Genomic DNA, 23060 nt, shown 5'->3' with positions numbered 1-23060 from the left:
GCGCGGGCGGCACCCTTCACAGCTTGGCGGCCACCCACTCCGCCACCGAGGCCAGCGCCTGGGGCAGATGTTCGGGCTGGGTGCCGCCTGCCTGGGCCATGTCGGGCCGGCCACCGCCCTTGCCTCCCACCTGGCTGGCCACGTGGTTCACCAGTTCGCCGGCTTTGAGGCGATCGGTGAGATTGGACGTGACCCCCGCGATCAGGGTCACCTTGCCACCCTCGCGGCTGGCCAGGACGATGGCGGCGGTCTTGAGCTTGTCCTTGAGCTTGTCCAGCGTGTCGCGCAGGGCCTTGGCATCGGCGCCCTCGATCTCGGCGGCAAGCACCTTGACACCCTTCACCTCCACCGCACTGTCCGCGAGCTCGTCGCCGCGGGCGGCGGCCAGCCTGGATTTCAAACGGGCCAGTTCCTTCTCCAGATGCTTCACGTTGTCCAGGATCTGGGCGATCTTCTGGTTCACTTCCTGGGGCGGCGTCTTGAGCGCAGCGGCCGCCTCCAGGAGACGCGCCTCCTCCTGCTGCACGTATTCCAGCGCCAGGTCGCCGGTCACCGCCTCGATGCGGCGGATGCCCGCCGCCACGCCGGATTCGGCGACGATCTTGAACAGGCCGATGTCCCCGGAGCGCTTGACGTGGGTACCACCGCACAGCTCCGTGGAAAAGTCGCCCATGCCCACCACACGCACCTCGTCGCCGTATTTCTCGCCGAACAGGGCCATGGCGCCGTGCTTGATGGCCTCGTCGTATTTCATCAGGCGCACCTGCACCGGATAGTTGGCACGGATGGCCTCGTTGACCAGGTTCTCCACGCGCTGGATTTCCTCAGGGGTGAGGGCATGGGGATGGGAGAAATCGAAGCGCGTGCGCTGGGCGTCCACCAGGGAGCCCTTCTGGGTGACATGGTTGCCCAGCACCTTGCGCAGGGCGGCGTGCAGGAGGTGGGTGGCGGAATGGTTCCAGGCCGCCCGCTGGCGCGCCACGGGGTCCACCTGGGCTTCCACGGTGTCACCAACGGAGAGGGTGCCCAGGGTGAGCCGTCCCCTGTGGCCGAACACCTCGGCCTGGATCTTCTGGGTGTCCTCCACCAGGAAGCTGCCGTTGGCCCCGAGCAGCTGGCCGCGATCGCCCACCTGGCCGCCGGACTCGGCGTAGAAGGGCGTGCGGTCGAGCACCACCACCGCCTCGTCGCCGGCCTGGATGCTGGACACCTGGCTGCCCTCCTTGTAGAGGGCGAGCACCTGGGCCTGCAGGGTGAGGGTGTCGTAGCCGTGGAAGGCGGTGGGCTGGCCCTCGAACTTCACCACCTGGCCCATGTGGAAGCGGGAAGCCGCGCGCGCCCGCTCCCGCTGCAGGGCCATGGCATGCTCGAAGCCGGCGAAATCCACGGTGAAGCCACGCTCCCGGGCAATGTCCGCCGTGAGGTCGAGGGGGAAGCCGAAGGTGTCGTAGAGACGGAACACCGTCTCGCCGTCCAGGATGCGGTCGCCCCCCGTGCCGTGCATGGCCGCCTCCAGCACGCCCATGCCGTGTTCCAGGGTCTCGGCGAATTTCTCCTCTTCCTGGCGCAGCACGCCCATCACCCGTTCCTGGGCGGCGGGCAGTTCCGGGTAGGCCTCTCCCATCACCCGCGCCAGATCGGGCACCAGTTTGTGGAAGAAAGGCTGCTTCTGGCCCAGCTTGTAGCCATGCCGGATGGCGCGCCGGATGATGCGGCGCAGCACGTAGCCGCGTCCCTCGTTGCCGGGGATCACGCCATCCACGATGAGAAAGGAGCAGGCACGGATGTGGTCGGCGATCACCTTCAGGGAGTTGCTCGTGAGATCGGATGCGCCGGTCTCCCGGGCCGCGGCGGCGATGAGATCGCGGAACAGGTCGATGTCGTAGTTGGAGTGCACGCCCTGCATCACGGCGCTGATGCGTTCCAGCCCCATGCCGGTGTCCACCGAAGGTTTGGGCAGACTGTGCAGCACGCCGTGCTCGTCCCGGTTGAACTGCATGAAGACGAGATTCCAGATCTCGATGAAGCGGTCGCCATCGGCCTCCGGTGTGCCGGGCGGGCCGCCCGGCACCTCGGGCCCGTGGTCGTAGAAAATCTCGGTGCAGGGGCCGCACGGGCCGGTGTCCCCCATGGACCAGAAGTTGTCCGAGTGATACTTGCCGGCGCCGGGCTTGTCACCGATGCGGGCGAGGCGCTCCGGCGGCACGCCGATCTCGTTGAGCCAGATGTCGGCGGCCTCGTCGTCCTCCTCGTACACGGTCACCCAGAGTTTGCCTTCCGGGATGCCCAGTTCCCGGGTGAGGAATTCCCAGGCGAACTGGATGGCGTTGCGCTTGAAGTAATCCCCGAAGCTGAAATTGCCCAGCATCTCGAAGAAGGTGTGATGCCGGGCGGTGTAGCCCACGTTCTCCAGGTCGTTGTGCTTGCCCCCCGCGCGCAGGCAGCGCTGGCTGGAGGCCGCGCGCACATAGGGCCGGGTCTCGCGCCCCAGGAACACGTCCTTGAACTGCACCATGCCCGCGTTGGTGAACAGCAGGGTGGGATCGTTACCCGGGATGAGGGAACTGGAGGGCACGATGGTGTGCCCGCGGGATTCGAAATATTCGAGGAAGCGGCGACGGATTTCGCTGGATTTCATGGGGATCTCGGCGGAATGCTGGCAAAAGCATAATGGTAGCGCGAAACCCCCGGGCGCAGTCAGTCCTCCGTGCCCAGAATGCGCCGGATCACCTCCAGCGGGAATCCCCGCTGCGTGAGAAAGCGCATCTGCCGCGCCCGTTCCCGGGCATCGGCAGGCAGGCGCCCGAACTTCTGCTGCCAGACCCGGCGCGCGCGCTGAAGCTCGCTGGCGCGCAGGGCGTCGAGCTGTTCCCGGATCAGGTCCTCGGGCACGCCTCTTTGGCGCAGCTCGTGGGCGAGGCGCACGCTGCCGAAGCGCGCCTGGCGGTCGTGCACCAGGGCCTCGGCAAAGCGGGCATCCGACAGCCAGCCGCGCCGGGCAAGCTCGTCAAGGAGGGTCTCGAGCGCCTCCCGGTCGGCGGCATGGGAGCCCAGCTTGCGCGCGAGTTCCGCCCGGCTGTGCTCACGCCGGGCCAGCAGGTCAAGCGCCCGCTCGCGCAGGCTGCGCGGTGTGGCCATGGCTGCCCCGCGGCGACTGGTCAGACTTCTTCGAGCACTTCCTCCGGATCGAACTGGGCCACCGCGCCGCCGCCCACCCCCACCGCGGCGCGGATCTTGGCTTCGATCTCGCGGGCGATTTCCGGATGCTCCTTCAGGTATTCGCGGGCATTGTCCTTGCCCTGGCCGATCTTCTCGCCGTTGTAGGCATACCAAGCACCGGACTTGTCGATGATGCGGTTGGCCACGCCCAGCTCGATGATTTCGCCCTCACGGGAAATGCCCTCGCCGTAGAGGATGTCGAAACTGGCCTGCTTGAAGGGGGGCGCCACCTTGTTCTTCACCACCTTGACCTTGGTCTCGGAACCGATCACCTCCTCCCCCTTCTTGATCGACCCCACGCGCCGGATGTCCAGCCGCACGGACGCATAGAACTTGAGGGCATTGCCGCCGGTGGTGGTCTCCGGGTTGCCGAACATGACGCCGATCTTCATGCGAATCTGGTTGATGAAGATCACCAGGGTGTTGGAGCGCTTGATGTTGGCGGTGAGCTTGCGCAGGGCCTGGCTCATGAGCCGGGCCTGCAGGCCCATGTGGGCATCCCCCATTTCGCCCTCGATTTCCGCCTTGGGGGTGAGCGCCGCCACCGAGTCGATCACCACCACGTCCACCGAGCCGGAGCGCACCAGCATGTCGGCGATTTCCAGCGCCTGCTCGCCGGTATCCGGCTGGGAGACCAGGAGGTCATTCACGTTCACCCCCAGCTTGGCGGCATAGCTCGGGTCCAGGGCGTGCTCGGCGTCGATGAACGCGGCGGTCCCGCCGAGCTTCTGCATCTCCGCAATGACCTGCAGGGTGAGGGTGGTCTTGCCGGAGGACTCCGGCCCAAAGATCTCCACGATGCGCCCCCGGGGCAGACCTCCCACGCCCAGGGCAATGTCCAGCCCGAGGGAGCCGGTGGAGACCACCTGCAGATCCTGGGCTTCCACGTGGTCTCCCAGGCGCATGACCGACCCCTTGCCGAACTGCTTCTCGATCTGGCTCAGGGCGGCGGCGAGGGCTTTCATCTTGTCTTCTGCGGGTGCGGTGGCCATGGCGGTCTCCTTTTTCGGGTTGAGGGAACGACGCCGCGCAGGGGCGGCATGCCGTCACTCTAGGTCATACTTTTGCGGGTGTCAATATTTTTTACCATGTCCAGTGTTTTTATCACATCGACCATTTTTATCAGCCAGGTCGGGAGTGTCTATAATCGCCCTGTCCGCTCCCGGCGACAGCACCATAAGCCAATGACGAACAAAGACAAACTGCTCATGGACCTGAAATGGTCCACCCGCCAGCGCCTGCGCTTCATCGAGGTCATGGCCTACTACGCGGGGGTGGTGACCCGCTCCGACGTGGCCCGGGCCTTTGGCATTTCCGATCCCGCCGCCACCAAGGATCTGAAGCTCTACGGCGAGCTGGCGCCGGGCAATCTCGTCTATACCCAGGCGGTATTCGGCTTCGTGCCGGGGCCCGGCTTCCGCCCACTGTTCGCCGACCTCTCCCCCGCGGCGGTGCTGCCCCTGCTCGCCGCCAATCTGGCGGTGGCCGGCGGTCCCTATGGCGACCAGCCCCTCTACGGTCTGGCCATGGAGCGGCTGCCCCTGCCCGTGCGCCTGCCCGCGGCGGAGATCCTGGCCCAGATCACCCGGGCCATGCGCAGCCGCCGCAAGCTCGCGGCAAGCTACCGCTCACTCACGGGCAACGACGCGGGGGAGGTGCGCATCCTGGAACCCCATGCCCTGGTGGACACGGGTCTGCGCTGGCACGTGCGGGCCTACGCCGCGGACCGCTACGAGTTTCGCGATTTTGTCCTGTCCCGCTTCACTTGGGCCGAGTGTCTGCCGGAAGCTGCCGAATCGGATCCGGAACACGACGAGGACTGGGTGGAAACCCTCACCCTGCGCCTGGCACCCCATCGGGGACTGGACGAGGCGCGGCGGGCGGCGCTGGCCCTGGACTACGGCGCGCGCGACGGGGTGATCGAACTCACCGTGCGACGCGCCCTGGTGGGCTATCTGCTGCAGCGCCTGATGGTGGACACCAGCCGCGACCACTCGGGCAATCCGCGCCAGTATCAGCTCATGCTGGAAAACCGCGAGGAGGTGGAGCCCTTCGCCGCATGGGCCCTGGGTTGACAGGGGCAGGACGGGAAAGGAGACCGGCGCGCGGAATCAGGCCGACGCCGGTTGCGCCGCGAGGCGCAGGAGTCCCTCCAGGGCGGCGGCCACGGCCTGGCGGCGCACCGCCGCCCGGTCACCGGCGAAATGGAAGGTGCGCAGCTCGCAGCCACCCGGGCGACTCGCCCAGGCCATGCACACGGTGCCCACGGGCTTGTCCGGTGTGGCACCACCCGGTCCGGCAATGCCGCTGATGGCCACACTCACATCGGCCCGGCTGCGCGCAAGCGCCCCTTGCGCCATTTCCCTCACCGTCGCCTCGGACACGGCGCCGAAGCGCGCCAGGGTCTCGGCCGCCACCCCCAGCATTTCCTGCTTGGCGGCATTCGTGTAGGTGATGAAGCCACGGTCATACCAGTGGGAACTGCCTGGCACGGAAGTCACCACCTGACCCAGCCAGCCGCCGGTGCAGGACTCGGCGGTCACCAGCCACCAGCCGCGCGCCTTGAGCGCCGTGCCGAGCCGGGCGGCCAGGGTCTCCAGCTCATCCATGGAACACTCCGAACAACAGCCTGATCGTGATCACACTGTAGATCGCCGCCAGCAGATCGTCGAACATCACGCCAAAGCCGTTCTTGAGACGGGCGTCGAAGTAACGGATGGGAAACGGCTTCCACACGTCGAACAGGCGGAACACGAAGAAGGCGGTGATCCAGCCGGTGACGCTGACGGGCGTGAACCAGAGGATGGCGATAAAGGCCACCACCTCGTCCCAGACGATGCCCCCGTAGTCGGCGACCCCCACCTCCCGCCCCACGCGGGCGCAGGCCGCCACGCCCAGCGCGAACAGGAGTGCCAGCAGCCCGAAGAAAACCGGCGGCGTGGGCTCCGCCCGCAGGATCAGCCAAAACAGGGGAAAGCCCACCAGGGTGCCCACCGTGCCGGGCGCAAAGGGAGACAGGCCGCTGCCAAAGCCAAAGGCAATGAAGCGCAGGGGATGGCCCAGCACGTAGCGCAAATCAGGCGAAGTGGTCAAACCCTGTTTCCTCCCAGTCGAGGGGATGGCCTGCGGCATCCAGCAGCACCAGGCCCGGCTCCCGCGTGATGCGGCCGATGGGTGTCACGGCCACGCCCAGGCGCCGCCCGAGGCGCGCGATGGCGCCGTGGGCCGAAGGTGGGGCGGCGAAGCACAGTTCGTAGTCGTCGCCCCCCGCCAGGATGGCGCGCCGGGCCACCGGATGCGACGCCCAGGCCGCCAGCACCGGCGACAGGGGCAGGGCAGCCAGGTGAATGTGCGCGCCCACGCCCGAGGCTTCCAGCACGTGCCCGAGATCGGCGAGGAGTCCATCCGAAATGTCGATGGCGGCGTGGGCCAGCCCCACCAGCCGCTGCCCCAGGCCCAGGCGCGGCGTGGGCCGGTGCAGGCGCGGCAGCAGCGGGGCGAGCGCCCCCGGCGGCAGGGGCACCTCGCGCCTCAGGGCAGCGAGCGCAAAGGCGGCATCGCCCAGGGTGCCGGACACCCAGATCTCGTCGCCCACCCGCGCGCCACTGCGGCGCAGGGCGGCCCCACGTTTGATTTCGCCGAGCAGGGTCACCGCCAGGGTAAGGGGACCGCGCGTGGTGTCGCCGCCGATGAGGGCCACACCATGGGCCTCGGCCAGGGCGAACCAGCCCCGTGTGAAGGCGGCCAGCCAAGCTTCGTCCGCCTCGGGCAGGGCAATGGACAACAGCGCCCAGCGGGGGATTGCGCCCATGGCGGCGAAATCCGAAAGGTTGACCGCGAGCGCCTTGTGGCCCAGGCCTTCTGCATCATCGTCCGGGAAGAAGTGCCGGCCCGCCAGGAGCATGTCCGCCGCCGCCACCAGCTCCCTGCCCGCCGCCACCCGCACCAGCGCGGCATCGTCGCCCACCCCCAGCACCGTCCGCGGGGCGGGACGGGTGAAGTAGCGGGCGATGAGTTCGAACTCGGAAGGCATGGCCCCTCAGGGGCGGGCCGGAGGCGCGCCTGTTTCCGCCGGACGCAGGTGCGCCATGAGTCGGTCCAACACGCCGTTCACGAACTTGTGGCCCTCGGTGCCGCCGTAGGCTTTGGCCAGCTCCACGGCCTCATTGATGATCACACGGTAGGGCACGTCCAGCGCATGCAGGGCCTCGTAGGCACCCATGCGCAAAATCGCGTGCTCGATGGGGCTGAGCTGGGTCACGGGCCGGTCCAGGTGGGACGCGAGGTACTCATCGAGCCGGGCGGCCTCTTCCGTGACACCCGTGAGGAGCGTCTGGAAATACGCTTCGTCCACGCTCTCGAAGCCCTCTTCCTCGCGCATGTGCCGGGCAATGTCCGCCACGGCATTGCCACTGAGCTGCCATTGATAGAGGGCCTTGAGCGCGAACTCGCGCGCCTTGCGCCGGCTTTTCTGCATAGTGTTTCCGTGACCGGGGCGCGGCCAGGGCGCGCCGCGCGGAAGCTCAGATCTTTTTCAGGAGATTGGCCATTTCCACCGCCACCCGCGCACACTCCCGGCCCTTTTCTTCCATGCGCGCCAGGGCCTGGTCGTCGGTGTCGGTGGTGAGGATGCCGTTGGCAATGGGGATGCCCGTGTCCAGCTGCACCTGGGTAATCCCGCTGCCGGACTCGTTGGCCACCAGTTCGAAGTGATAGGTCTCGCCGCGAATCACCGCCCCCAGGGCGATGAGAGCATCGTATTTGCCACTCTGGGCCATGGCCTGCAGGGCCAGGGGCACTTCCAGCGCCCCGGGTACCGTGACCAGGGTGCTGTCCTCGTCATGCACACCCAGCTTGCGCAGTTCCGCCGCGCAGGCGCCCAGCAGACCCTCGCCCACGTCGATGTTGAAGCGCGCCATGACGATGCCGATGCGCAGCCCGGCGCCGTTGAGGTCGCGCTCGATTTCCGTGATGTTGTCGTATTTCTGGGCCATGGCGCTCACTCCTCCACTTGGTTCGGTTCCACCACATCCGTTGGCAGGATGTAACCCGTCACTTCCAGATCGAAGCCTTCCAGACTGGGCATGCGGCGCGGGGCGGCCAAAAGCCGCATCCGGCGCACGCCGAGATCCTTCAGGATCTGGGCGCCGATGCCGTAATCGCGCAGGTCCACCTTGCCCGCCGGCTTGTGCACCGCGTGGGCGATGCGCGCCAGCAGCGCCTCGTTGGATTCCGGCCGCCGGAACAGGATCATCACCCCAGCGGTGGCCTCCGCCAGGGTCTTCATGGCCTGATGGATGCCCCAGGAATGGGCGTTGTCGGCGTCATCCAGGAAGTCGATCACGGACAGGGGCTCATGCACGCGCACCAGTGTCTCCTCCTCCGGCAGCACCTGTCCCCGGACCATGGCCAGATGGATCTCGCCGGAAGTCTGGTCGCGGTAGGCGATCAGATCGAACTCGCCGTAGATGGTCTCCACCCTGCGTTCCGCCACCCGCTCCACCAGGCGCTCGGTCTTGGACCGGTAGTGGATGAGATCGGCGATGGTGCCGATTTTCAGGCCATGCTCCGCGCCGAACCGTTCCAGGTCCGGCAGCCGCGCCATGGTGCCGTCGTCCTTGAGGATTTCGCAGATCACGGCCGCCGGCTCCAGACCCGCCAGCTGGGCCAGGTCGCAACCGGCCTCCGTATGCCCCGCACGCACCAGCACGCCGCCGGGCTGGGCACGCAGGGGGAAGACATGACCGGGTTGCACGATGTCGCTCGGTTTGGCGTCACGTGCCACCGCGGCGCGGATGGTGGTGGCCCGGTCCGCCGCGGAAATGCCCGTGGTCACACCGCGCGCCGCCTCGATGGACACCGTGAAGGCCGTGCCATGGGGCGTCTGGTTGTCTTCCACCATCTGGCGCAGGCCCAGCTGGCGGCAGCGGGCGTCGGTGAGGGTGAGGCAGATCAGGCCACGGCCATACTTGGCCATGAAATTGATGGCCTCGGGTGTGACGTGCTCCGCCGCCATCACCAGATCGCCCTCGTTTTCCCGGTCCTCCTCGTCCACCAGGATGACCATTTTGCCGGCCTTGATGTCGGCGATGATTTCTTCGATGGGGCTGATTGCCACGATACGCTCTCCGCTTCCGGTCAGCCTTGGGGCCTTGGATTATCGCATTTTATTCAAACGCGGGGGTCGCGAAGGACATTCCCCGGCGCATTCCCCCCTGGTGCCCTTGCCGGCTCAGACCCTGTCCGGAACGTAGCTCAGCAGGCGCTCGGCGTAGCGGGCAAGCAGATCCACCTCGAGGTTGACACGACTGCCCGGCGTGAGGTTCTTGAGGGTGGTCATTTCCAAGGTATGGGGAATGAGATTGACGCTGAAGCGCTCCCCCGCCACCTGGTTCACGGTCAGACTGACACCATCCACCGTGATGGACCCCTTGACGGCAATGTAGCGGGCAAGGCCGGGGGGCGCCGCCACTTCCAGAAGATGCGAACTGCCCACCGGTTCGAAGCGCGTCACCACACCCACGCCGTCCACGTGGCCGGAGACCAGATGGCCGCCCAGCCGGTCCGCGAGGCGCAGCGCCTTCTCCAGGTTGACCGCCTGGCCCACATGAAAGCCAGTGGTGCAACGCAGCGTCTCGCCGGAGACATCCACCTGATAGCGGCGGCCCTCGCGCGCCACCACGGTGAGGCAGACACCGTTGGCAGCGATGCTGTCGCCGATGGCCACGTCGGACAAATCCAGACCACCCGCGTCGATGGTCACCCGCAGCCCATCGGCCAGCGGTTCGGCGGCGACGACGCGGCCCACGGCCGCAACGATACCCGTAAACATGTTCAGGCCTCCTGCTGCGGCAGGACACGGGCGATGAGCCGCAGATCGCGGCCCACCGCCCGCACGTCACGAATGTCCAGATGGATGCGCTGGGCCATGGTGGTGAATTCCGGCAGCACGAACAGGCCGCGCGCCGTGCTGCCCAGAAGCGCCGGGGCGAGATAGAGCACCAGTTCGTCCACCAGCCCCGCCTCCAGCAGCGCACCATTGAGGCTGGCGCCTGCCTCCACCATGAGTTCGTTCACCCCCTGCTCCGCCAGCCACCCCATGAGACGGGCCAGATCCACCTGTCCGCCGGGGCGGCCCATTTCCACCACCGTCACACCCGCCTCGCGCAGCGCGCCTATGGCAGCCGCGTCTTCGCTGGCGGTCACCACCACCGTGGTGCCTCCCTCGAGGATGCGCGCCTGCAGGGGCATGCTGAGATAGCTGTCCACCACGATGCGACGCGGCTGACGCGGGGTCGGGATGTCGCGCACAGTGAGTTGCGGATCGTCCGCAAGCACGGTGCCGGCGCCGGTGAGGATGGCGCAGGCCCGCGCCCGCCAGTGCTGCACGTCGTGGCGCGCCGCCTCGCCGGTGATCCACTTGGACACCCCGTTGGCAAGCGCGGTACGTCCGTCCAGGCTGGCGGCACTTTTCACCCGCACCCAGGGCCGACCCCGACTCATGCGGGTGACGAAACCGATGTTGAGTTCCCGGGCCTCGGCGCCGAGCAATCCGGTCTCCACCCGGATGCCCGCCGTACGCAGGCGGCCCAGCCCGCGGCCCGCCACCAGGGGATTGGGATCCTCCATCGCCACCACCACGCGCGCCACACCGGCCTTCACCAGAGCATCGGCGCAAGGGGGGGTGCGGCCATGGTGGGCACAGGGTTCCAGTGTCACGTACACGGTCGCGCCCCGCGCGCGGGCACCGGCCTGGGCCAGGGCGCGGGTCTCGGCATGGGCTTCCCCGGCCCGCTCGTGGAAGCCCTCGCCCACCACGGTGCCGTCCTGCACCACGACGCAACCCACCCGGGGGTTGGGTGTCGTGGTATAGAGGCCGCGCTCCGCCAGCCGCAGGGCGCGGGTCATGAATTCGTGGTCGGCAGCAGAAAACATCTTCGGTGTCTTGCAAAAACGCCGGGACGCCGCACACGCGCAGGAAACCCGGCCGTCGGTTGCGCGCCCGGCGTCCTTGCGTCGGGAAAGTCTTACCGCTTGCGCTTCTTGGCCTCGGACGATCCCAGGTCCTTGAGCACCTCGCGGAAATCGTCCACGTCCTCGAAGCTTCTGTAGACGGAAGCGAACCGGATATAGGCCACCTTGTCCAGCTTGTAGAGCTCGGCCATCACCATCTCGCCGATGCGCCGCGCATCCACCTCACGCTGTCCCAGGCTGAGGAGCTCCTGCACGATGCGTTCGATGGCCGCATCCACGTATTCCGTGGGCACGGGCCGCTTGTGCAGGGCACGCATGAACCCGGTACGCAGTTTCTCCTTGGAGAATTCCTCCCGGCTGCCGTTCTGCTTGACCACCTGGGGCAGGCGCAGCTCGGCGGTCTCGTAGGTGGTGAAACGCTTGGTGCAGGCTGCGCAGCGGCGCCGGCGACGAATGCTGTCCCCTTCCTCGCTCACGCGGGAGTCGATCACCTGGGTATCCAGGGAACCGCAGAAGGGGCATTTCATGGTTTCAGTGGGGCGACGGACTCACGCAGACATCCCCGGCATCCTGCTACTTGCCGTACACCGGAAACTTCGCGCACAGGGCGCGCACCTCGTTTGCCACACGGGCGATCACGGTGTCGTCGTTGGGCGCTTCCAGCACGTCGGCGATCAGGTTGGCCAGCTGCTCGGCCTCGATCTCGCGGAAGCCACGCGTGGTCATGGCCGGCGTGCCGATGCGGATACCGCTGGTGACGAAGGGTTTCTGGGGGTCGTTGGGAATGGCGTTCTTGTTCACCGTGATATGGGCGCGCCCCAGGGCCGCCTCCGCCTCCTTGCCCGTGAGATTCCTGGCGCGCAGGTCCACCAGGAACATGTGGCAGTCGGTGCGTCCGGACACGATGCGCAGGCCCCGCTCCGTGAGCACCTTGGCCATCACGCGCGCATTGGCCACCACCTGTTCCTGGTAGTGCCGGAACTCCCTGCTCATGGCTTCCTTGAAGGCGACCGCCTTGGCGGCGATCACGTGCATGAGGGGGCCGCCCTGGATGCCCGGGAAGATGGTGGAATTGAGCGGCTTCTCGAACTCGGCACGGGACAGGATGATGCCGCCACGGGGCCCGCGCAGGGTTTTGTGGGTGGTGCTGGTGACGAAATCGGCAATGCCCACCGGGCTGGGATAGACGCCCGCCGCCACCAGACCCGCGTAGTGGGCCATGTCCACGAACAGGTAGGCGCCCACGGAGTCGGCGATTTCCCGGAAGCGCTTCCAGTCGATCACGAGGGAATAGGCCGAAGCACCCGCCACGATCATCTTGGGCCGGTGTTCGGACGCCAGACGCTGCACCTGGTCGTAGTCGATGGCTTCGGTTTCCGGGTGCAGGCCGTAGGTGATGGCCTTGAAGATCTTGCCGGAGAAGTTCACCGCCGCGCCATGGGTGAGATGGCCGCCGTGGGCGAGCGACATGCCCAGGATCGTCTCCCCCGGCTGCAGCATGGCGAAATATACCGCGGCGTTGGCCTGGGAGCCGGAGTGGGGCTGGACATTGGCATATTCCGCGCCGAACAGGGCCTTGGCGCGGTCGATGGCCAGCTGCTCGGCGATGTCCACCCATTCGCAGCCGCCGTAGTAGCGCTTGCCGGGATAGCCCTCCGCGTACTTGTTGGTGAGCACCGAGCCCTGCGCCTGCATCACGGCGGGGCTGGTGTAGTTCTCGGAGGCGATCAGTTCGATGTGGTCTTCCTGACGCTGGCGCTCTTTTTCCATCGCCTCCCAGAGTTCGGGGTCGATGGCCTGGATGGTGTGCCCGGGGCTGAACATGAGTGAAATCTCAAGTGTTTGAAGAAAAGGCGCGATTTTATCATGTCCGGGGTGGCCGGGACAGGGATTCCAGCAGCGCCGCAAGCCGCGCCAGCTCGGCCCGGAGTCCCTGCACCTCGGCGCGCAGCTCGCGAATGTCCTGGTGCATTTCCCGCCGCAGCCGCTTCTCGTCCTCGCCGATGAAGAACGCGGCGATAGCCGCGGTGACCAGGGACAGCATGGCAAAGCCCACCAGCACCACCAGCATGGCGAGCACGCGTGCGCCCGGCGTGGTGGGGACGATGTCGCCATAGCCCACGGTGCTGCCCGTCACGAAGGCCAGCCACACGCCTTCCCAGAATGAGCCCACCCCGGGCTCGAGCCAGTAGAAGCCCGCCCCCGCGGCCCCGAACAGGAGCACGCCCCAGCCCAGCAGGTAGGGTACGGAAGCAGGGGCCAACAGGTCACGCACCACCGCCACCACGCGGGCGAAGATGAGCGTGACGTACATGAGCCGCGCCAGGCGCACCACCGGCAACCAGTCGAGGCTGGCCTCCCACAGACTTACGAAGGCACCACCGATGATCAGCAGATCCAGCCAGTTGTGCAGCACATACAACCGCCGCTGGCGCGTGACGTGAAGCATCCAGGCAAATTCCGCGCCGAAGGCGAGGAAGATCAGGGCATCCAGCCCGCGCCCCGCCCAGTGCCAGGGGCCGGTGGCATAGGCCATCTCCAGATAATAGGAAGGCAGGGCGAGCAGGGCCACGCCCATCATCACCCAGCGCAACCGGCGTTCCCAGAGATAGGCGCGGGGGTTGTCGTGGGGCGGCACCCCACCCATACCGACGAGATGACGCAGTTTCATGGGGCGCATGGTAGCAACTTTCGCCCGTATAATCCCGCGCCATGAATGCCCTGCTTGCCTTCGCCCGGGCCATCGACGGCCTCAACGCCCGCATCGGCCGCGCGACCATGTGGCTCATCCTGCTCACCGTGCTCATCAGCGCCGGCAATGCGGTGAGCCGCAAGCTGTTCAGCCTGAGCTCCAACGCCTTCCTGGAAATCCAGTGGACGCTGTTCGCCGCGGTCTTCCTGCTGGCTGCGGGCTACACCCTGCAGAAAAACGAACACGTGCGCATCGACGTGCTGGCGGGGCGCCTGCCGCCGCGGGCCCGGGCGGTGCTGGATATCCTTGGAGGCCTGCTGTTTTTGCTGCCCTTCACCAGCCTGGTGCTGGCCTATGCCTGGCCGTTCTTCCTGGACAGCTGGCACAGCGGCGAAGTCTCCAACAATCCGGGCGGGCTCATCCTCTGGCCGGGCAAGCTTCTCATTCCCCTGGGCTTCGCCCTGCTTTGGCTGCAGGGCCTGGCCGAGGTGATCAAACGCATCGCGTTTCTCGTGGGACGCGCCCCGGCACCCCTGCCGCCCCACTCGCCCGAGGGCGAGGACATGATCCTGCGTGAGAACGGCCAGTGATCGCCGCCGACGCCCTCGCCCCTCTCATGTTCGCCAGCCTGGTGGCGTTCCTGCTGCTGGGCTATCCAGTGGCCTTTGCCCTGGCCGCCAACGGCCTGCTGTTTGCGCTGGTGGGCATGCAGCAGGGCCTGCTCATGCCGGAGCTCTTGGGGGCCCTGCCGGCGCGCATCTACGGCATCATGCAGAACGAGACCCTGCTGGCCATTCCCTTCTTCACCTTCATGGGGCTGATCCTGGAACGCAGCGGCATGGCCGAGGATCTGCTGGACACCATCGGCCAGCTGTTCGGGCCCGTGCGCGGCGGACTGGGCTTCGCGGTGATCCTGGTGGGGGCGCTGCTGGCGGCCACCACCGGCGTGGTGGCGGCCTCCGTGATCGCCATGGGCCTCATCGCCCTGCCCATCATGCTGCGCTATGGCTATGACCGCCGGCTGGCGGCCGGCGTCATCGCCGCCTCCGGCACGCTGGCGCAGATCATTCCACCCAGTCTGGTGCTGATCGTGCTCGCCGACCAGCTGCGCCAGCCGGTGAGCGACCTCTACCAGGGGGCGCTGCTGCCGGCACTGCTGCTCACCGCAATGTATGCCGCCTACGTGGCGCTGCTTGCCCTGCTGCGTCCGGGCATGGCGCCCGCCTTGCCGCCCCAGGCACGCGCCCTGGAAGGAGGCGTGCTGGCGGCACGGGTGGCGCGCTCGCTCATGCCACCGCTGATCCTGATATTCCTGGTGCTGGGCACCATTTTCATCGGGCTGGCCACCCCCACCGAGGGAGGCGCCATGGGCGCGGTGGGCGCGCTGGTGCTGGCCGCGGCCAAGGGGCGGCTGAAACGCGCGCTGCTCCTGCAGGCTTTGGACGCCACCACCAAGCTGTCGGCCTTCGTGATGTTCATCCTGATTGGCTCCACCGTATTCGGGCTGGTGTTCCGCGCGGTCAACGGCGATCTCTGGGTGGAGGGCCTGCTCAGCGCCCTGCCGGGCGGCGCGCTGGGCTTCCTCATCGCGGTCAATCTGCTGGTGTTCGTGCTGGCCTTCTTCCTGGATTTCTTTGAGCTCGCCTTCATTCTGGTGCCGCTGCTGGCGCCGGTGGCGGAGAAGCTGGGCATCGACCTGGTGTGGTTTGGGGTGATCCTGGCCCTCAACATGCAAACCTCGTTCATGCATCCCCCCTTTGGCTTCGCCCTGTTCTATCTGCGCAGCGTCGCGCCGCGCGAGGCCTATGTGGACAGGGTGACCGGCGAGCGGGTGGAGGGCGTGAGCACGGGCCAGATCTACTGGGGCGCGGTGCCCTTCGTGCTCATGCAGCTCCTGATGGTGGCGCTGGTGATCGCCTTGCCCCAGCTGGTGGCGGGCCACCAGGCGGCGCGCGACGAGGCGCCGCCCCTGAGGATCGAACTGCCTGCGGAGTAGCGCCCTACTTCACGGCGCCGAAGACGAAGTTGGCGTAATTGAGCTCCGCCACGCGGAACCACTGGAACTCATCGGAACGGAAACGCCGCCAGGACTCGAAGATGCGCCGGAACACCGGATTGCGTGCAGCTTCCTCGGTGTAGAGCTGCTCCGCCGCGGCAAGCGCGGCAGCCATGACATCCCGGGGGAATGGATGCAACTTCGCGCCTGCCTTGAGCAGCCGCGCCAGTGCGGCGGGGTTCTTGGCATCGTACTCGGCCAGCATGTGCAGGTTGGCTTCCGCCGCCGCCACCTCGAAGGCTTCCCGGTAGCTCGCCGGCAGTTTCTCCCATTCCCGCACGTTCACCAGGAAGGAAAGGGTCGGCCCACCCTCCCACCAGCCCGGGTAGTAATAGTGCTTGGCCACCTTGTGGAAACCGAGCTTCTCGTCGTCATAGGGACCCACCCATTCGGCGGCATCCAGGGTGCCTTTCTCCAGCGCCGGATAGATGTCGGGGCCGGCCAGGGTCTGGGGCACCACCCCCAGGCGCGCCATGATCTCGCCGCCAATGCCCGGGATGCGCATCTTGATGCCCTTGAGATCGGCCGCACTTTTGATTTCCCTGCGGAACCAGCCCGCCATCTGCACGCCGGTGTTGCCACCGGGGAAGTTGATCACGCCGTGCTCGCGGAACAGGCCGCGCATGAGCTCCAGCCCGCCGCCGTAATAGAGCCAGGCATTCTGCTGGCGCGCGGTGAGTCCAAAGGGCAGGGCGGTGTCGAAGGCAAACGCCTTGTTTTTGCCCACGTAGTAGTAGCTGGCGGTATGACCGCATTCCACCGTCCCGCGTCCCACCTCGTCCAGCACCTGCAGGCCGGGCACCAGCTCGTTGGCGGCGAACACGCGGATCTGGAATTTGCCGCCGGTGAGGCCCGCCACGCGTTTGGCCAACAGTTCCGCCGCACCGTAAATGGTGTCCAGGCTGCGGGGGAAACTGGAGGCCAGGCGCCAGCGCACTTCCGGCTCGCCCGCCGCCAGCGCCGGTGCGGCCACCACGCCTGCCGCAAGCCCCGCTCCCGCCCGCTTCAGGAACTTTCTTCTTTCCATGTGAGCCTCCCTGAAATCAGTGCCGAAAGATCATCGCCAGGGACTCGCCCCTTCATTCGCCCGCCACCGTCATGCGTTCGATGAGGATGGAGCCGCACTGACGCGAGCCACGCACCAGGACATCGTTGCCGATGGCGAGGATGCCCTGGAACATCTCCTTGAGATTGCCCGCCACGGTGATTTCCTCCACCGGGTAGCGGATCTCGCCGTTTTCCACCCAGAAGCCGGCCGCACCGCGGGAATAGTCGCCCGTCACGGGATTCACGCCCTGACCCAGGAGCTCGGTCACCACCAGCCCCGTGCCCATCTGCCTGAGCAGGCCCGCATAATCCACACCCGTGTCGGCCACGATCAGGTTGTGATTGCCACCGGCGTTGCCGGTGGAACGCATGCCCAGCTTGCGTGCCGAGTAGCTGGACAGGAAATAGCCCTGCACCACGCCGTCCCGGACCACATCACGGTCGCGGGTGGCCACACCCTCGTGATCGAAGGGCGCGCTCGCCAGGCCTTTTTTCAGGTGCGGACGCTCCACGATCTGCACCAGCGGCGAGAACACCTGCCGGCCCAGGCTGTCGAGCAGAAAGGACGTGCCGCGGTAGAGATTGCCGCCAGAAACTGCGGATACGAAGCTGGCAATGAGCCCGGTGGCCACCGGCGCCTCGAAGATCACGGGGACCTGGCAGGTCCTGGGCTTGCGCGCATCGAGCCGGCGCAGGGTGCGCTCGCCCGCGCGCCGTCCCACCGCCTCCGCCGGTTCCAGGTCGGCACGGTCACGCGCGCTGGTGTACCAGTAATCGCGCTGCATGCCGGATTCCGACTCGGCGATCACGGCGCAGGATATGCCGTGACGGGAGGACGGATAGCCACCGATGAACCCCAGGCTGTTGCCGAACACGAATACGGATTCCTGGGTGGAGACAGTGGCCCCCTCGGAGTTGTTGATGCGCGGATCCACCGCCAGGGCGGCGGCCTCACAGGCCCGCGCCAGCTCCACCGCATCGTCGGCGGACAGGTCCCAGGGATGGTAGAGATCGAGATCCGGCACGTCCCGTGCCAGCAGCTCCGGCTCCGGCAGGCCTGCGTATTCGTCTTCCGCGGTGTAGCGGGCGATGGTGACCGCCTTGTCCACCGTGTCGCGAATGGCCTGGGGCGAGAAATCGGACGTGCTGGCATGGCCACGCTTGTGGCCGAAATACACCGTCACGCCCAGGCCCTTGTCGCGGTTGTATTCGATGGTTTCCACCTGGCCCAGACGCACCGTCACGCTCTGGCCGAAGCCCTGGTTGACCTCTGCCTCGCAGCCGGTGGCGCCCGCCTTGGCCGCCTGGGCGAGAATGTCCTCGGTGATCTGTTTCAGAGTGTCGATGGAATAGGAAAAGCGCGCGTTGTCGGCCACGGGCAGGCTCGTTTCCTGTGGGTTGGCAGGGGCAGCGGGGAAAGCGGTTATGATAGCAACTTTGGCTCGGCGCCGCGAAGGCGGCTGCGGCACGCTCCATGGCAGACACCGAAGACTTCGTCAGCAAGACCCGGCGCAAGCAGGAAATGCATGCCCTGCAGGCACTGGGGGAACAGCTCACGCGGCTCACCGCCGCCCAGCTCGCCCAGCTCGAGCTGCCGGAAAACCTGCGCGATGCCATCGAAGCCGCACGGCGCCTGCGCGGTCATGAGGCCCTGCGCCGGCAGATGCAGTACATTGGCCGTCTGATGCGGCAAGTGGACCCGGCACCCATCCGCGCCCAGCTCGATGCCTGGCGCAGCCGAAGCGCTGCCGAGACGGCGCGCCATCACCGCCTGGAGCAGTGGCGCGACCGGTTGCTCGCCGACGACGCCGCCCTCGAGTCACTGGCGCAGGCGTATCCGGGCCTGGCCCTGCAACCGCTGCGAACCTTGATCCGCAACGCGCGCCGGGAGGCGCAGCAGGGCAAGCCGCCGCGGGCCGCGCGCGCCCTGTTCCGGGCCCTGCGCGAGCAGCTGGCGCTGCTGGAGGCCGCGCCCGCAAGCGACGATCTTCCCATGGACGAGTTGTAATGGCGGCGCCGCAGCGCGCGCCTTAACATATGGACTCAGGTACAGCCTTGCCTATGACTCCCACCGACCAGGAATTGATCATCGGGCTGGTGAGCACCAGCGACCGCGCCAGCCAGGGCGTGTATGAAGACCGGGGCATCCCCGCGCTGGAGGAATGGTTCCGTGCCGCCCTCGCCTCTCCCTGGCGCAGCATCACGCGCCTGATCCCGGACGAACAGGCCATCATCGAACAGACTCTGATCGACCTGGTGGACCACCAGGGCTGTCATCTGGTGGTCACCACCGGCGGCACCGGGCCTGCTCCCCGGGACGTCACGCCGGATGCCACCCTCGCCGTGGCGCACCGGGTCATGCCCGGTTTCGGCGAAGCGATGCGCGCGGTGAGCCTGAAATACGTACCCACCGCCATCCTGTCGCGCCAAGTGGGGGTGATACGCGGCCGCTGCCTGATTCTCAACCTGCCGGGCCAGCCCAAGGCCATCAAGGAAACCCTGGATGGCATTTTTGCCGCCGTGCCCTACTGCATCGAACTCATCGGCGGGCCCCGCATTGCCACCCACGAGGAAGTGATCAAGGCCTTTCGGCCCAAGTCCGCCCCACCGCCCGCGCCGGAGAAAGCATGACCAGCCCTTCCGCCACCGGCGCCGTCGTCTCACCCCTTGGTCAGGAAACCCTGGTGGCACTGGATGGCTGTGGCCGGCTGCGGCCGCTCGCCCTGGCGGTCGAGGACCCGCCGGCGGAAACCCTCGCCGAGCGCAGCCTGAAAATCCGCCTTGCCCGCGGGGGCCCGCAGCACCCCGCCGCGCGGGTCCTGATTCGCAGGATGTACGCGGGGCGCGGCTACCGTGTTCCGGAGGGCGCCGCCGGTGCCGATCGCGTGAGTCTCTCCGTTTCGGATGCCGAACACGTGGTGGGGACGCTCACCCTGGGATTCGATGGCCCGGAGGGACTCGCCGCCGACAGCCTCTATGCCCCGGAGCTCGCCCCCCTGCGCGGGACGGGCCGCCGTCTGTGCGAGATCACCCAGCTCGCCGCCGATCCCGGCGCGGCCGCCCGCCGCGTGCTGTTCGCCCTGTTCCACATCGCCTACATTTACGCGCGGCGCATTCGGGGTGCCACCGACGTGGTGATCGAGGTCAACCCCATGCACGTGCGCTTCTACCAGCGCGCGCTGGGCTTCAAGGTTCTCGGCCCGGAACGACTCTGCCCGCGCGTCCATGCGCCCGCCGTCCTGCTGCACCTGGACTTCGACCATGTGGAGCGCCAGCTGGCCCGTTTCGCCGGCCGGCCCGATCTCGCCCGGGACGAGAAGTCTCTCTACCCCTACGCCTTCAGTGAAATCGAGGAGGCGGGCATCACCCAGCGCCTGCTGCGCCTCGCCATCTGACCCCGCCTCCGGTCCCGGCTGGCGATGCGAACATCATGCTTGCATCATAACCCGTTGTCATAGACAATGGCCGCCTCGAACGAGGCGCCCATGGACCTCTCCCCCCTGCTTGCGGACTTTGCCAGTCCTTTCCTCGATCACGGCCGGCTGCTCGGCCTGCGTTGCGGCCCGGGGATGGGCATCGCCCCGGGTGGGCTTGTCATCGAGCGGCTGGCAGGCTTTGAAGCCTTCAACCGGGGCTATCGCTATGAGCTCCATTGCCTCAGCCCCGATGCGGGGCTTGAGACCGAAGCCTGGCTGGGCCAGGCCCTGGGGGTGGACATCCTGCTGCCCGACGGGCGCCACCGCCCCCTGTGCGGCCTCATCACCGAAGCCGGCCGGCTGGGCAGCGACGGCGGCTTCGGGCGCTACCGTCTGGTGGTGGAGCCTGCCCTGGCGCTTACCGGCCAGCGCTGGGGCAGCCGGGTGTTCCAGGACCGCAGCGTGCCCGAGATCGTCGCGGCGGTGCTGGCTGAACACCGGGCCCAGCCCCTGATCGGTGCCTGTTTCACCCTGGAAGACCGACTCACCGGCTCCTACCCCCGGCGCTCCTATTGCCTCCAGTACCGGGAAAGCGACCTGGCCTTCCTCGACCGCCTGCTGCGGGAAGAAGGCATCCGCACCACCTACCGCTTCGACACCACCGGCGAGATTCCCCGCCACACCCTCATTCTGTTCGACGACGAGGCGGTGCTGCCCCACCTGGGGGGTGTGCGCTTTCACCGCCAGGATGCCGCCGAGACCGAAGACGGCCTCACCGGCTTTTGGGAGGACCAGCGCGTACAAAGCGGCACCAGTCGCCTGGCGAGTTTCGAATACAAACAGGTGGCCCGCCTCCAGGGTGAGGCGGACAGCCTGCGGGCGCGGCCCATCGAAGCCCACCTGGAAGCCTACGACCCCCAGACCCTCTACTATGGCGATGCCGCCGAGCTTGCCCGCTATGCCCGGCTGCGCCAGGCCGCGCGTGAGGCCGCTGCCCGGCGCTTTACCGCCCGCGGCCACGTGCGCGCCCTGGGGGTGGGCGTGCACTTCGATCTGCTGGACCACCCCGTCCAGGCGGGCCGCTTCCTGGTCACGGCGCTGAAGATTGCCGCCCGCAACAACCTCACGGCCAAGGACACCCCCCTGTATGACCTGCAGGCCAGCTGTCTGCCTGCGGGCACGGCGGCGGTGCCCGAGTATGGGCCGTCCCACGCCAAGCCCACCAGCCGGGGGCCCCAGACTGCCACCGTGGTGGGCCCGCCGGGGGAGGAGATCTACACCGATGCCCTGGGCCGGGTGCGCATCTGTTTCCACTGGCAGCGGCCCGAAGACGGCCATGGCCTGCGCGACGAGACCGCCTCCACCTGGGTGCGGGTGGCCGCGCCCGCGGCCGGGGCCGGCTATGGCTGGCAGAGCCTGCCCCGGGTGGGGCAGGAAGTGCTGGTGGACTTCCTGGAAGGCGACATCGACCGGCCGGTGGTGGTGGGGGTGCTGCACAACGGCCGCCAGCCCCCGCCCCGTTTCAGCCACCAGGGCAGTCTGCCTGCCCACAAGACCCTCTCGGGCATGGTGAGCCGGGAATACCGGGGCGGCGGGGCCAGTGAACTCCTCTTCGACGACACCACCGGCCAGCTGCGGGTGCGGCTGGCCACCGACCATGGGGCCACCAGTCTGGAACAGGGCTGGCTCATCCACCCCCGGCGGGAGGGAGAAGGCACCCCCCGGGGCGAGGGCTTCGAGCTGCGCACCGATGCCAGTGGCGCCCTCCGGGCCGGGCGGGGGTTGCTGCTGTCCACCGAGGCCCAGCCCCGGGGCCAGGGGCCTCAGCTCGCCCGGGCGGGACTCCTGGCCGAACTCGAGGCCGCCGCGGCGCTCACCCGGGCGCTCGCCCGCGAGGCCCAGGCCCACCGGGCCGGGGAGACCGACACCAGCCTGCAGGACCGCCTCCACGACGCCCTGCGCCAGTGGGAGGGGGGCTCCAACACCGCCCCCGAAGGCCAGGGCGGGGGTCAGCCGCTGATCGCGGCGAGCAGCCCCGGGGGCATGGCCCTGGCCACACCGGCGGACATGAACCTGGCGGCGGGTCAGCTGGACCTCGTCGCCCAGCAGGATGCCAACCTGAGCCTGGGCCGGCGCCTGGCCGTGCGGGCCAAAGAGGCCATCTCCCTCTTCGCCCGGCGCCTGGGCCTCACCCTCGTCGCCGCCGCCGGCAAGCTCCGCATCGAGGCGCAGGGGGATGATGTGGAGATCACCAGCGCCAAGGTGGTGCGTCTCACTGCCCTGGAGGAGATCGTGCTCCAGGCGCCCAAAATCACCTGTCTTGCCGAGGGCGCGAGCCTGCAGCTGGGAGGCGGTTCCATCACCAGCAAAACCGTGGGTCCCCATACCCAGCACGCCGCCCGGCATGTTCTCGCAGGGCCCGCCGCCCCCCGGCTGGACCTGCCGGACATGCCCCACTCCGAAAGCCGAACCGACGAGCAGTTTGCTGTCGCCGGCCGCGGTGGACAGGCACGGGAGCGCTGGACCTATCGCATCGCCGAAGCGGCGGGACGCGTGCTGGGCCGGGGACGCACGGCAGGCGACGGCAGCACCCACGTAGCCCGCGATGAGGAGGTGAAGCGCGTCACCCTCGACTTTCGGGAAGACTGAAGGGAGC

The 23060-nt window shown here is 67.8% G+C and carries 23 protein-coding genes; 7 read left to right on the top strand and 16 right to left on the bottom strand.

Annotated elements, in window-relative coordinates:
• Window positions 1-16 precede the first annotated feature (16 nt).
• From alaS to recA, 3 genes are read right to left on the bottom strand one after another with little or no spacing between them, the layout of a single operon-like run.
• Entirely contained in the window at window positions 17-2638 is a 2622-nt protein-coding gene (alaS, locus tag ACZ42P_RS12325; protein ID WP_464897831.1) for an alanine--tRNA ligase, read from the bottom strand.
• 59 nt (window positions 2639-2697) lie between these two features.
• The gene (recX, locus tag ACZ42P_RS12320; RefSeq protein WP_464897830.1) at window positions 2698-3138 is read right to left on the bottom strand and encodes a recombination regulator RecX; all 441 of its coding nucleotides are present in this window, start codon (window positions 3136-3138) and stop codon (window positions 2698-2700) included.
• Between the two features lie 20 nt (window positions 3139-3158).
• Window positions 3159-4211 (bottom strand): recombinase RecA, encoded by a 1053-nt coding sequence (gene recA / locus ACZ42P_RS12315; RefSeq protein WP_464897829.1) that lies wholly within the window; start codon window positions 4209-4211, stop codon window positions 3159-3161.
• 192 nt (window positions 4212-4403) lie between these two features.
• Here recA and ACZ42P_RS12310 point away from each other — a divergent pair, with 192 nt between their 5' ends.
• A complete protein-coding gene (locus ACZ42P_RS12310) occupies window positions 4404-5294 on the top strand; it encodes a helix-turn-helix transcriptional regulator (RefSeq protein ID WP_464897828.1) in 891 nt (296 codons plus the stop codon).
• 36 nt (window positions 5295-5330) lie between these two features.
• Here ACZ42P_RS12310 and ACZ42P_RS12305 read toward each other — a convergent pair whose 3' ends face one another.
• The 11 genes from ACZ42P_RS12305 to ACZ42P_RS12255 all read right to left on the bottom strand — a co-directional run bounded on the left by ACZ42P_RS12305 (window position 5331) and on the right by ACZ42P_RS12255 (window position 13864).
• On the bottom strand, window positions 5331-5828 hold the full coding sequence (locus ACZ42P_RS12305) for a CinA family protein (RefSeq protein WP_464897827.1): 498 nt from the start codon (window positions 5826-5828) through the stop codon (window positions 5331-5333).
• Window positions 5821-6312, bottom strand: a complete 492-nt coding sequence (locus ACZ42P_RS12300) for a phosphatidylglycerophosphatase A family protein (RefSeq protein ID WP_464897826.1) — start codon at window positions 6310-6312, stop codon at window positions 5821-5823. Before ACZ42P_RS12300 ends, ACZ42P_RS12305 begins: the two co-directional genes overlap by 8 nt.
• On the bottom strand, window positions 6296-7252 hold the full coding sequence (gene thiL, locus ACZ42P_RS12295) for a thiamine-phosphate kinase (protein ID WP_464897825.1): 957 nt from the start codon (window positions 7250-7252) through the stop codon (window positions 6296-6298). The genes ACZ42P_RS12300 and thiL overlap by 17 nt, the downstream gene beginning before the upstream one ends.
• A gap of 6 nt (window positions 7253-7258) precedes the next feature.
• Window positions 7259-7696, bottom strand: coding sequence for a transcription antitermination factor NusB (gene nusB / locus ACZ42P_RS12290; protein WP_464897824.1), 438 nt, complete (start codon window positions 7694-7696; stop codon window positions 7259-7261).
• Between the two features lie 46 nt (window positions 7697-7742).
• A complete protein-coding gene (ribH, locus tag ACZ42P_RS12285; RefSeq protein ID WP_464897823.1) occupies window positions 7743-8213 on the bottom strand; it encodes a 6,7-dimethyl-8-ribityllumazine synthase in 471 nt (156 codons plus the stop codon).
• A gap of 5 nt (window positions 8214-8218) precedes the next feature.
• On the bottom strand, window positions 8219-9337 hold the full coding sequence (gene ribBA, locus ACZ42P_RS12280; protein ID WP_464897822.1) for a bifunctional 3,4-dihydroxy-2-butanone-4-phosphate synthase/GTP cyclohydrolase II: 1119 nt from the start codon (window positions 9335-9337) through the stop codon (window positions 8219-8221).
• A 114-nt stretch (window positions 9338-9451) separates the two neighbouring features.
• The gene (locus tag ACZ42P_RS12275) at window positions 9452-10051 is read right to left on the bottom strand and encodes a riboflavin synthase (protein ID WP_464897821.1); all 600 of its coding nucleotides are present in this window, start codon (window positions 10049-10051) and stop codon (window positions 9452-9454) included.
• 2 nt (window positions 10052-10053) lie between these two features.
• A complete protein-coding gene (ribD, locus tag ACZ42P_RS12270; RefSeq protein ID WP_464897820.1) occupies window positions 10054-11154 on the bottom strand; it encodes a bifunctional diaminohydroxyphosphoribosylaminopyrimidine deaminase/5-amino-6-(5-phosphoribosylamino)uracil reductase RibD in 1101 nt (366 codons plus the stop codon).
• 92 nt (window positions 11155-11246) lie between these two features.
• The gene (nrdR, locus tag ACZ42P_RS12265) at window positions 11247-11720 is read right to left on the bottom strand and encodes a transcriptional regulator NrdR (RefSeq protein ID WP_464897819.1); all 474 of its coding nucleotides are present in this window, start codon (window positions 11718-11720) and stop codon (window positions 11247-11249) included.
• A gap of 46 nt (window positions 11721-11766) precedes the next feature.
• Entirely contained in the window at window positions 11767-13017 is a 1251-nt protein-coding gene (gene glyA / locus ACZ42P_RS12260; RefSeq protein WP_464897818.1) for a serine hydroxymethyltransferase, read from the bottom strand.
• Between the two features lie 40 nt (window positions 13018-13057).
• Complete coding sequence (locus ACZ42P_RS12255) at window positions 13058-13864, bottom strand: potassium channel family protein (RefSeq protein WP_464897817.1); 807 nt, start codon at window positions 13862-13864, stop codon at window positions 13058-13060.
• Window positions 13865-13905: 41 nt separating this feature from the next.
• Here ACZ42P_RS12255 and ACZ42P_RS12250 point away from each other — a divergent pair, with 41 nt between their 5' ends.
• Both ACZ42P_RS12250 and ACZ42P_RS12245 read left to right on the top strand, forming a co-directional pair.
• The gene (locus ACZ42P_RS12250; protein WP_464897816.1) at window positions 13906-14475 is read left to right on the top strand and encodes a TRAP transporter small permease subunit; all 570 of its coding nucleotides are present in this window, start codon (window positions 13906-13908) and stop codon (window positions 14473-14475) included.
• Between the two features lie 26 nt (window positions 14476-14501).
• Window positions 14502-15881 carry a TRAP transporter large permease gene (locus tag ACZ42P_RS12245; RefSeq protein ID WP_464899409.1) on the top strand — a complete coding sequence of 460 codons (1380 nt, stop codon included), beginning with the start codon at window positions 14502-14504 and terminating at the stop codon, window positions 15879-15881.
• Window positions 15882-15885: 4 nt separating this feature from the next.
• On the opposite strand, the gene ACZ42P_RS12240 is transcribed toward ACZ42P_RS12245, so the two are convergent.
• Together ACZ42P_RS12240 and pmbA are read right to left on the bottom strand one after the other, a co-directional pair.
• Window positions 15886-16968: a TRAP transporter substrate-binding protein gene (locus ACZ42P_RS12240; protein ID WP_464897815.1), complete on the bottom strand. Its 1083-nt coding sequence runs from the start codon at window positions 16966-16968 to the stop codon at window positions 15886-15888.
• 52 nt (window positions 16969-17020) lie between these two features.
• Window positions 17021-18370, bottom strand: coding sequence for a metalloprotease PmbA (pmbA, locus tag ACZ42P_RS12235; RefSeq protein ID WP_464899408.1), 1350 nt, complete (start codon window positions 18368-18370; stop codon window positions 17021-17023).
• Window positions 18371-18462: 92 nt separating this feature from the next.
• Here pmbA and yjgA point away from each other — a divergent pair, with 92 nt between their 5' ends.
• From yjgA to ACZ42P_RS12215, 4 genes are all read left to right on the top strand, one after another.
• A complete protein-coding gene (gene yjgA, locus ACZ42P_RS12230; RefSeq protein ID WP_464897814.1) occupies window positions 18463-18996 on the top strand; it encodes a ribosome biogenesis factor YjgA in 534 nt (177 codons plus the stop codon).
• 53 nt (window positions 18997-19049) lie between these two features.
• Complete coding sequence (gene mog, locus ACZ42P_RS12225; RefSeq protein WP_464897813.1) at window positions 19050-19619, top strand: molybdopterin adenylyltransferase; 570 nt, start codon at window positions 19050-19052, stop codon at window positions 19617-19619.
• Window positions 19616-20383, top strand: coding sequence for an N-acyl amino acid synthase FeeM domain-containing protein (locus tag ACZ42P_RS12220; RefSeq protein WP_464897812.1), 768 nt, complete (start codon window positions 19616-19618; stop codon window positions 20381-20383). The genes mog and ACZ42P_RS12220 overlap by 4 nt, the downstream gene beginning before the upstream one ends.
• A 90-nt stretch (window positions 20384-20473) precedes the next feature.
• Window positions 20474-23053: a type VI secretion system Vgr family protein gene (locus tag ACZ42P_RS12215; RefSeq protein WP_464897811.1), complete on the top strand. Its 2580-nt coding sequence runs from the start codon at window positions 20474-20476 to the stop codon at window positions 23051-23053.
• Window positions 23054-23060: the final 7 nt, after the last annotated feature.

Source organism: Thiobacter subterraneus (genome assembly GCF_055379455.1).
This window is presented reverse-complemented; position numbering and strand designations above follow the sequence as displayed.

Coding starts and splice junctions, on each gene's coding strand:
- ACZ42P_RS12215 (WP_464897811.1), top strand. CDS start 20,474: ATGGACCTCTCCCCCCTGCTTGCGGACTTTGCCAGTCCTTTCCTCGAT.
- mog (WP_464897813.1), top strand. CDS start 19,050: ATGACTCCCACCGACCAGGAATTGATCATCGGGCTGGTGAGCACCAGC.
- yjgA (WP_464897814.1), top strand. CDS start 18,463: ATGGCAGACACCGAAGACTTCGTCAGCAAGACCCGGCGCAAGCAGGAA.
- glyA (WP_464897818.1), bottom strand. CDS start 13,017: ATGTTCAGCCCCGGGCACACCATCCAGGCCATCGACCCCGAACTCTGG.
- ACZ42P_RS12220 (WP_464897812.1), top strand. CDS start 19,616: ATGACCAGCCCTTCCGCCACCGGCGCCGTCGTCTCACCCCTTGGTCAG.
- ACZ42P_RS12310 (WP_464897828.1), top strand. CDS start 4,404: ATGACGAACAAAGACAAACTGCTCATGGACCTGAAATGGTCCACCCGC.
- ribH (WP_464897823.1), bottom strand. CDS start 8,213: ATGGCCCAGAAATACGACAACATCACGGAAATCGAGCGCGACCTCAAC.
- ACZ42P_RS12275 (WP_464897821.1), bottom strand. CDS start 10,051: ATGTTTACGGGTATCGTTGCGGCCGTGGGCCGCGTCGTCGCCGCCGAA.
- nusB (WP_464897824.1), bottom strand. CDS start 7,696: ATGCAGAAAAGCCGGCGCAAGGCGCGCGAGTTCGCGCTCAAGGCCCTC.
- recX (WP_464897830.1), bottom strand. CDS start 3,138: ATGGCCACACCGCGCAGCCTGCGCGAGCGGGCGCTTGACCTGCTGGCC.
- ACZ42P_RS12245 (WP_464899409.1), top strand. CDS start 14,502: ATGTTCGCCAGCCTGGTGGCGTTCCTGCTGCTGGGCTATCCAGTGGCC.
- ACZ42P_RS12305 (WP_464897827.1), bottom strand. CDS start 5,828: ATGGATGAGCTGGAGACCCTGGCCGCCCGGCTCGGCACGGCGCTCAAG.
- ACZ42P_RS12255 (WP_464897817.1), bottom strand. CDS start 13,864: ATGAAACTGCGTCATCTCGTCGGTATGGGTGGGGTGCCGCCCCACGAC.
- nrdR (WP_464897819.1), bottom strand. CDS start 11,720: ATGAAATGCCCCTTCTGCGGTTCCCTGGATACCCAGGTGATCGACTCC.
- ACZ42P_RS12250 (WP_464897816.1), top strand. CDS start 13,906: ATGAATGCCCTGCTTGCCTTCGCCCGGGCCATCGACGGCCTCAACGCC.
- thiL (WP_464897825.1), bottom strand. CDS start 7,252: ATGCCTTCCGAGTTCGAACTCATCGCCCGCTACTTCACCCGTCCCGCC.
- ribD (WP_464897820.1), bottom strand. CDS start 11,154: ATGTTTTCTGCTGCCGACCACGAATTCATGACCCGCGCCCTGCGGCTG.
- recA (WP_464897829.1), bottom strand. CDS start 4,211: ATGGCCACCGCACCCGCAGAAGACAAGATGAAAGCCCTCGCCGCCGCC.
- alaS (WP_464897831.1), bottom strand. CDS start 2,638: ATGAAATCCAGCGAAATCCGTCGCCGCTTCCTCGAATATTTCGAATCC.
- ACZ42P_RS12240 (WP_464897815.1), bottom strand. CDS start 16,968: ATGGAAAGAAGAAAGTTCCTGAAGCGGGCGGGAGCGGGGCTTGCGGCA.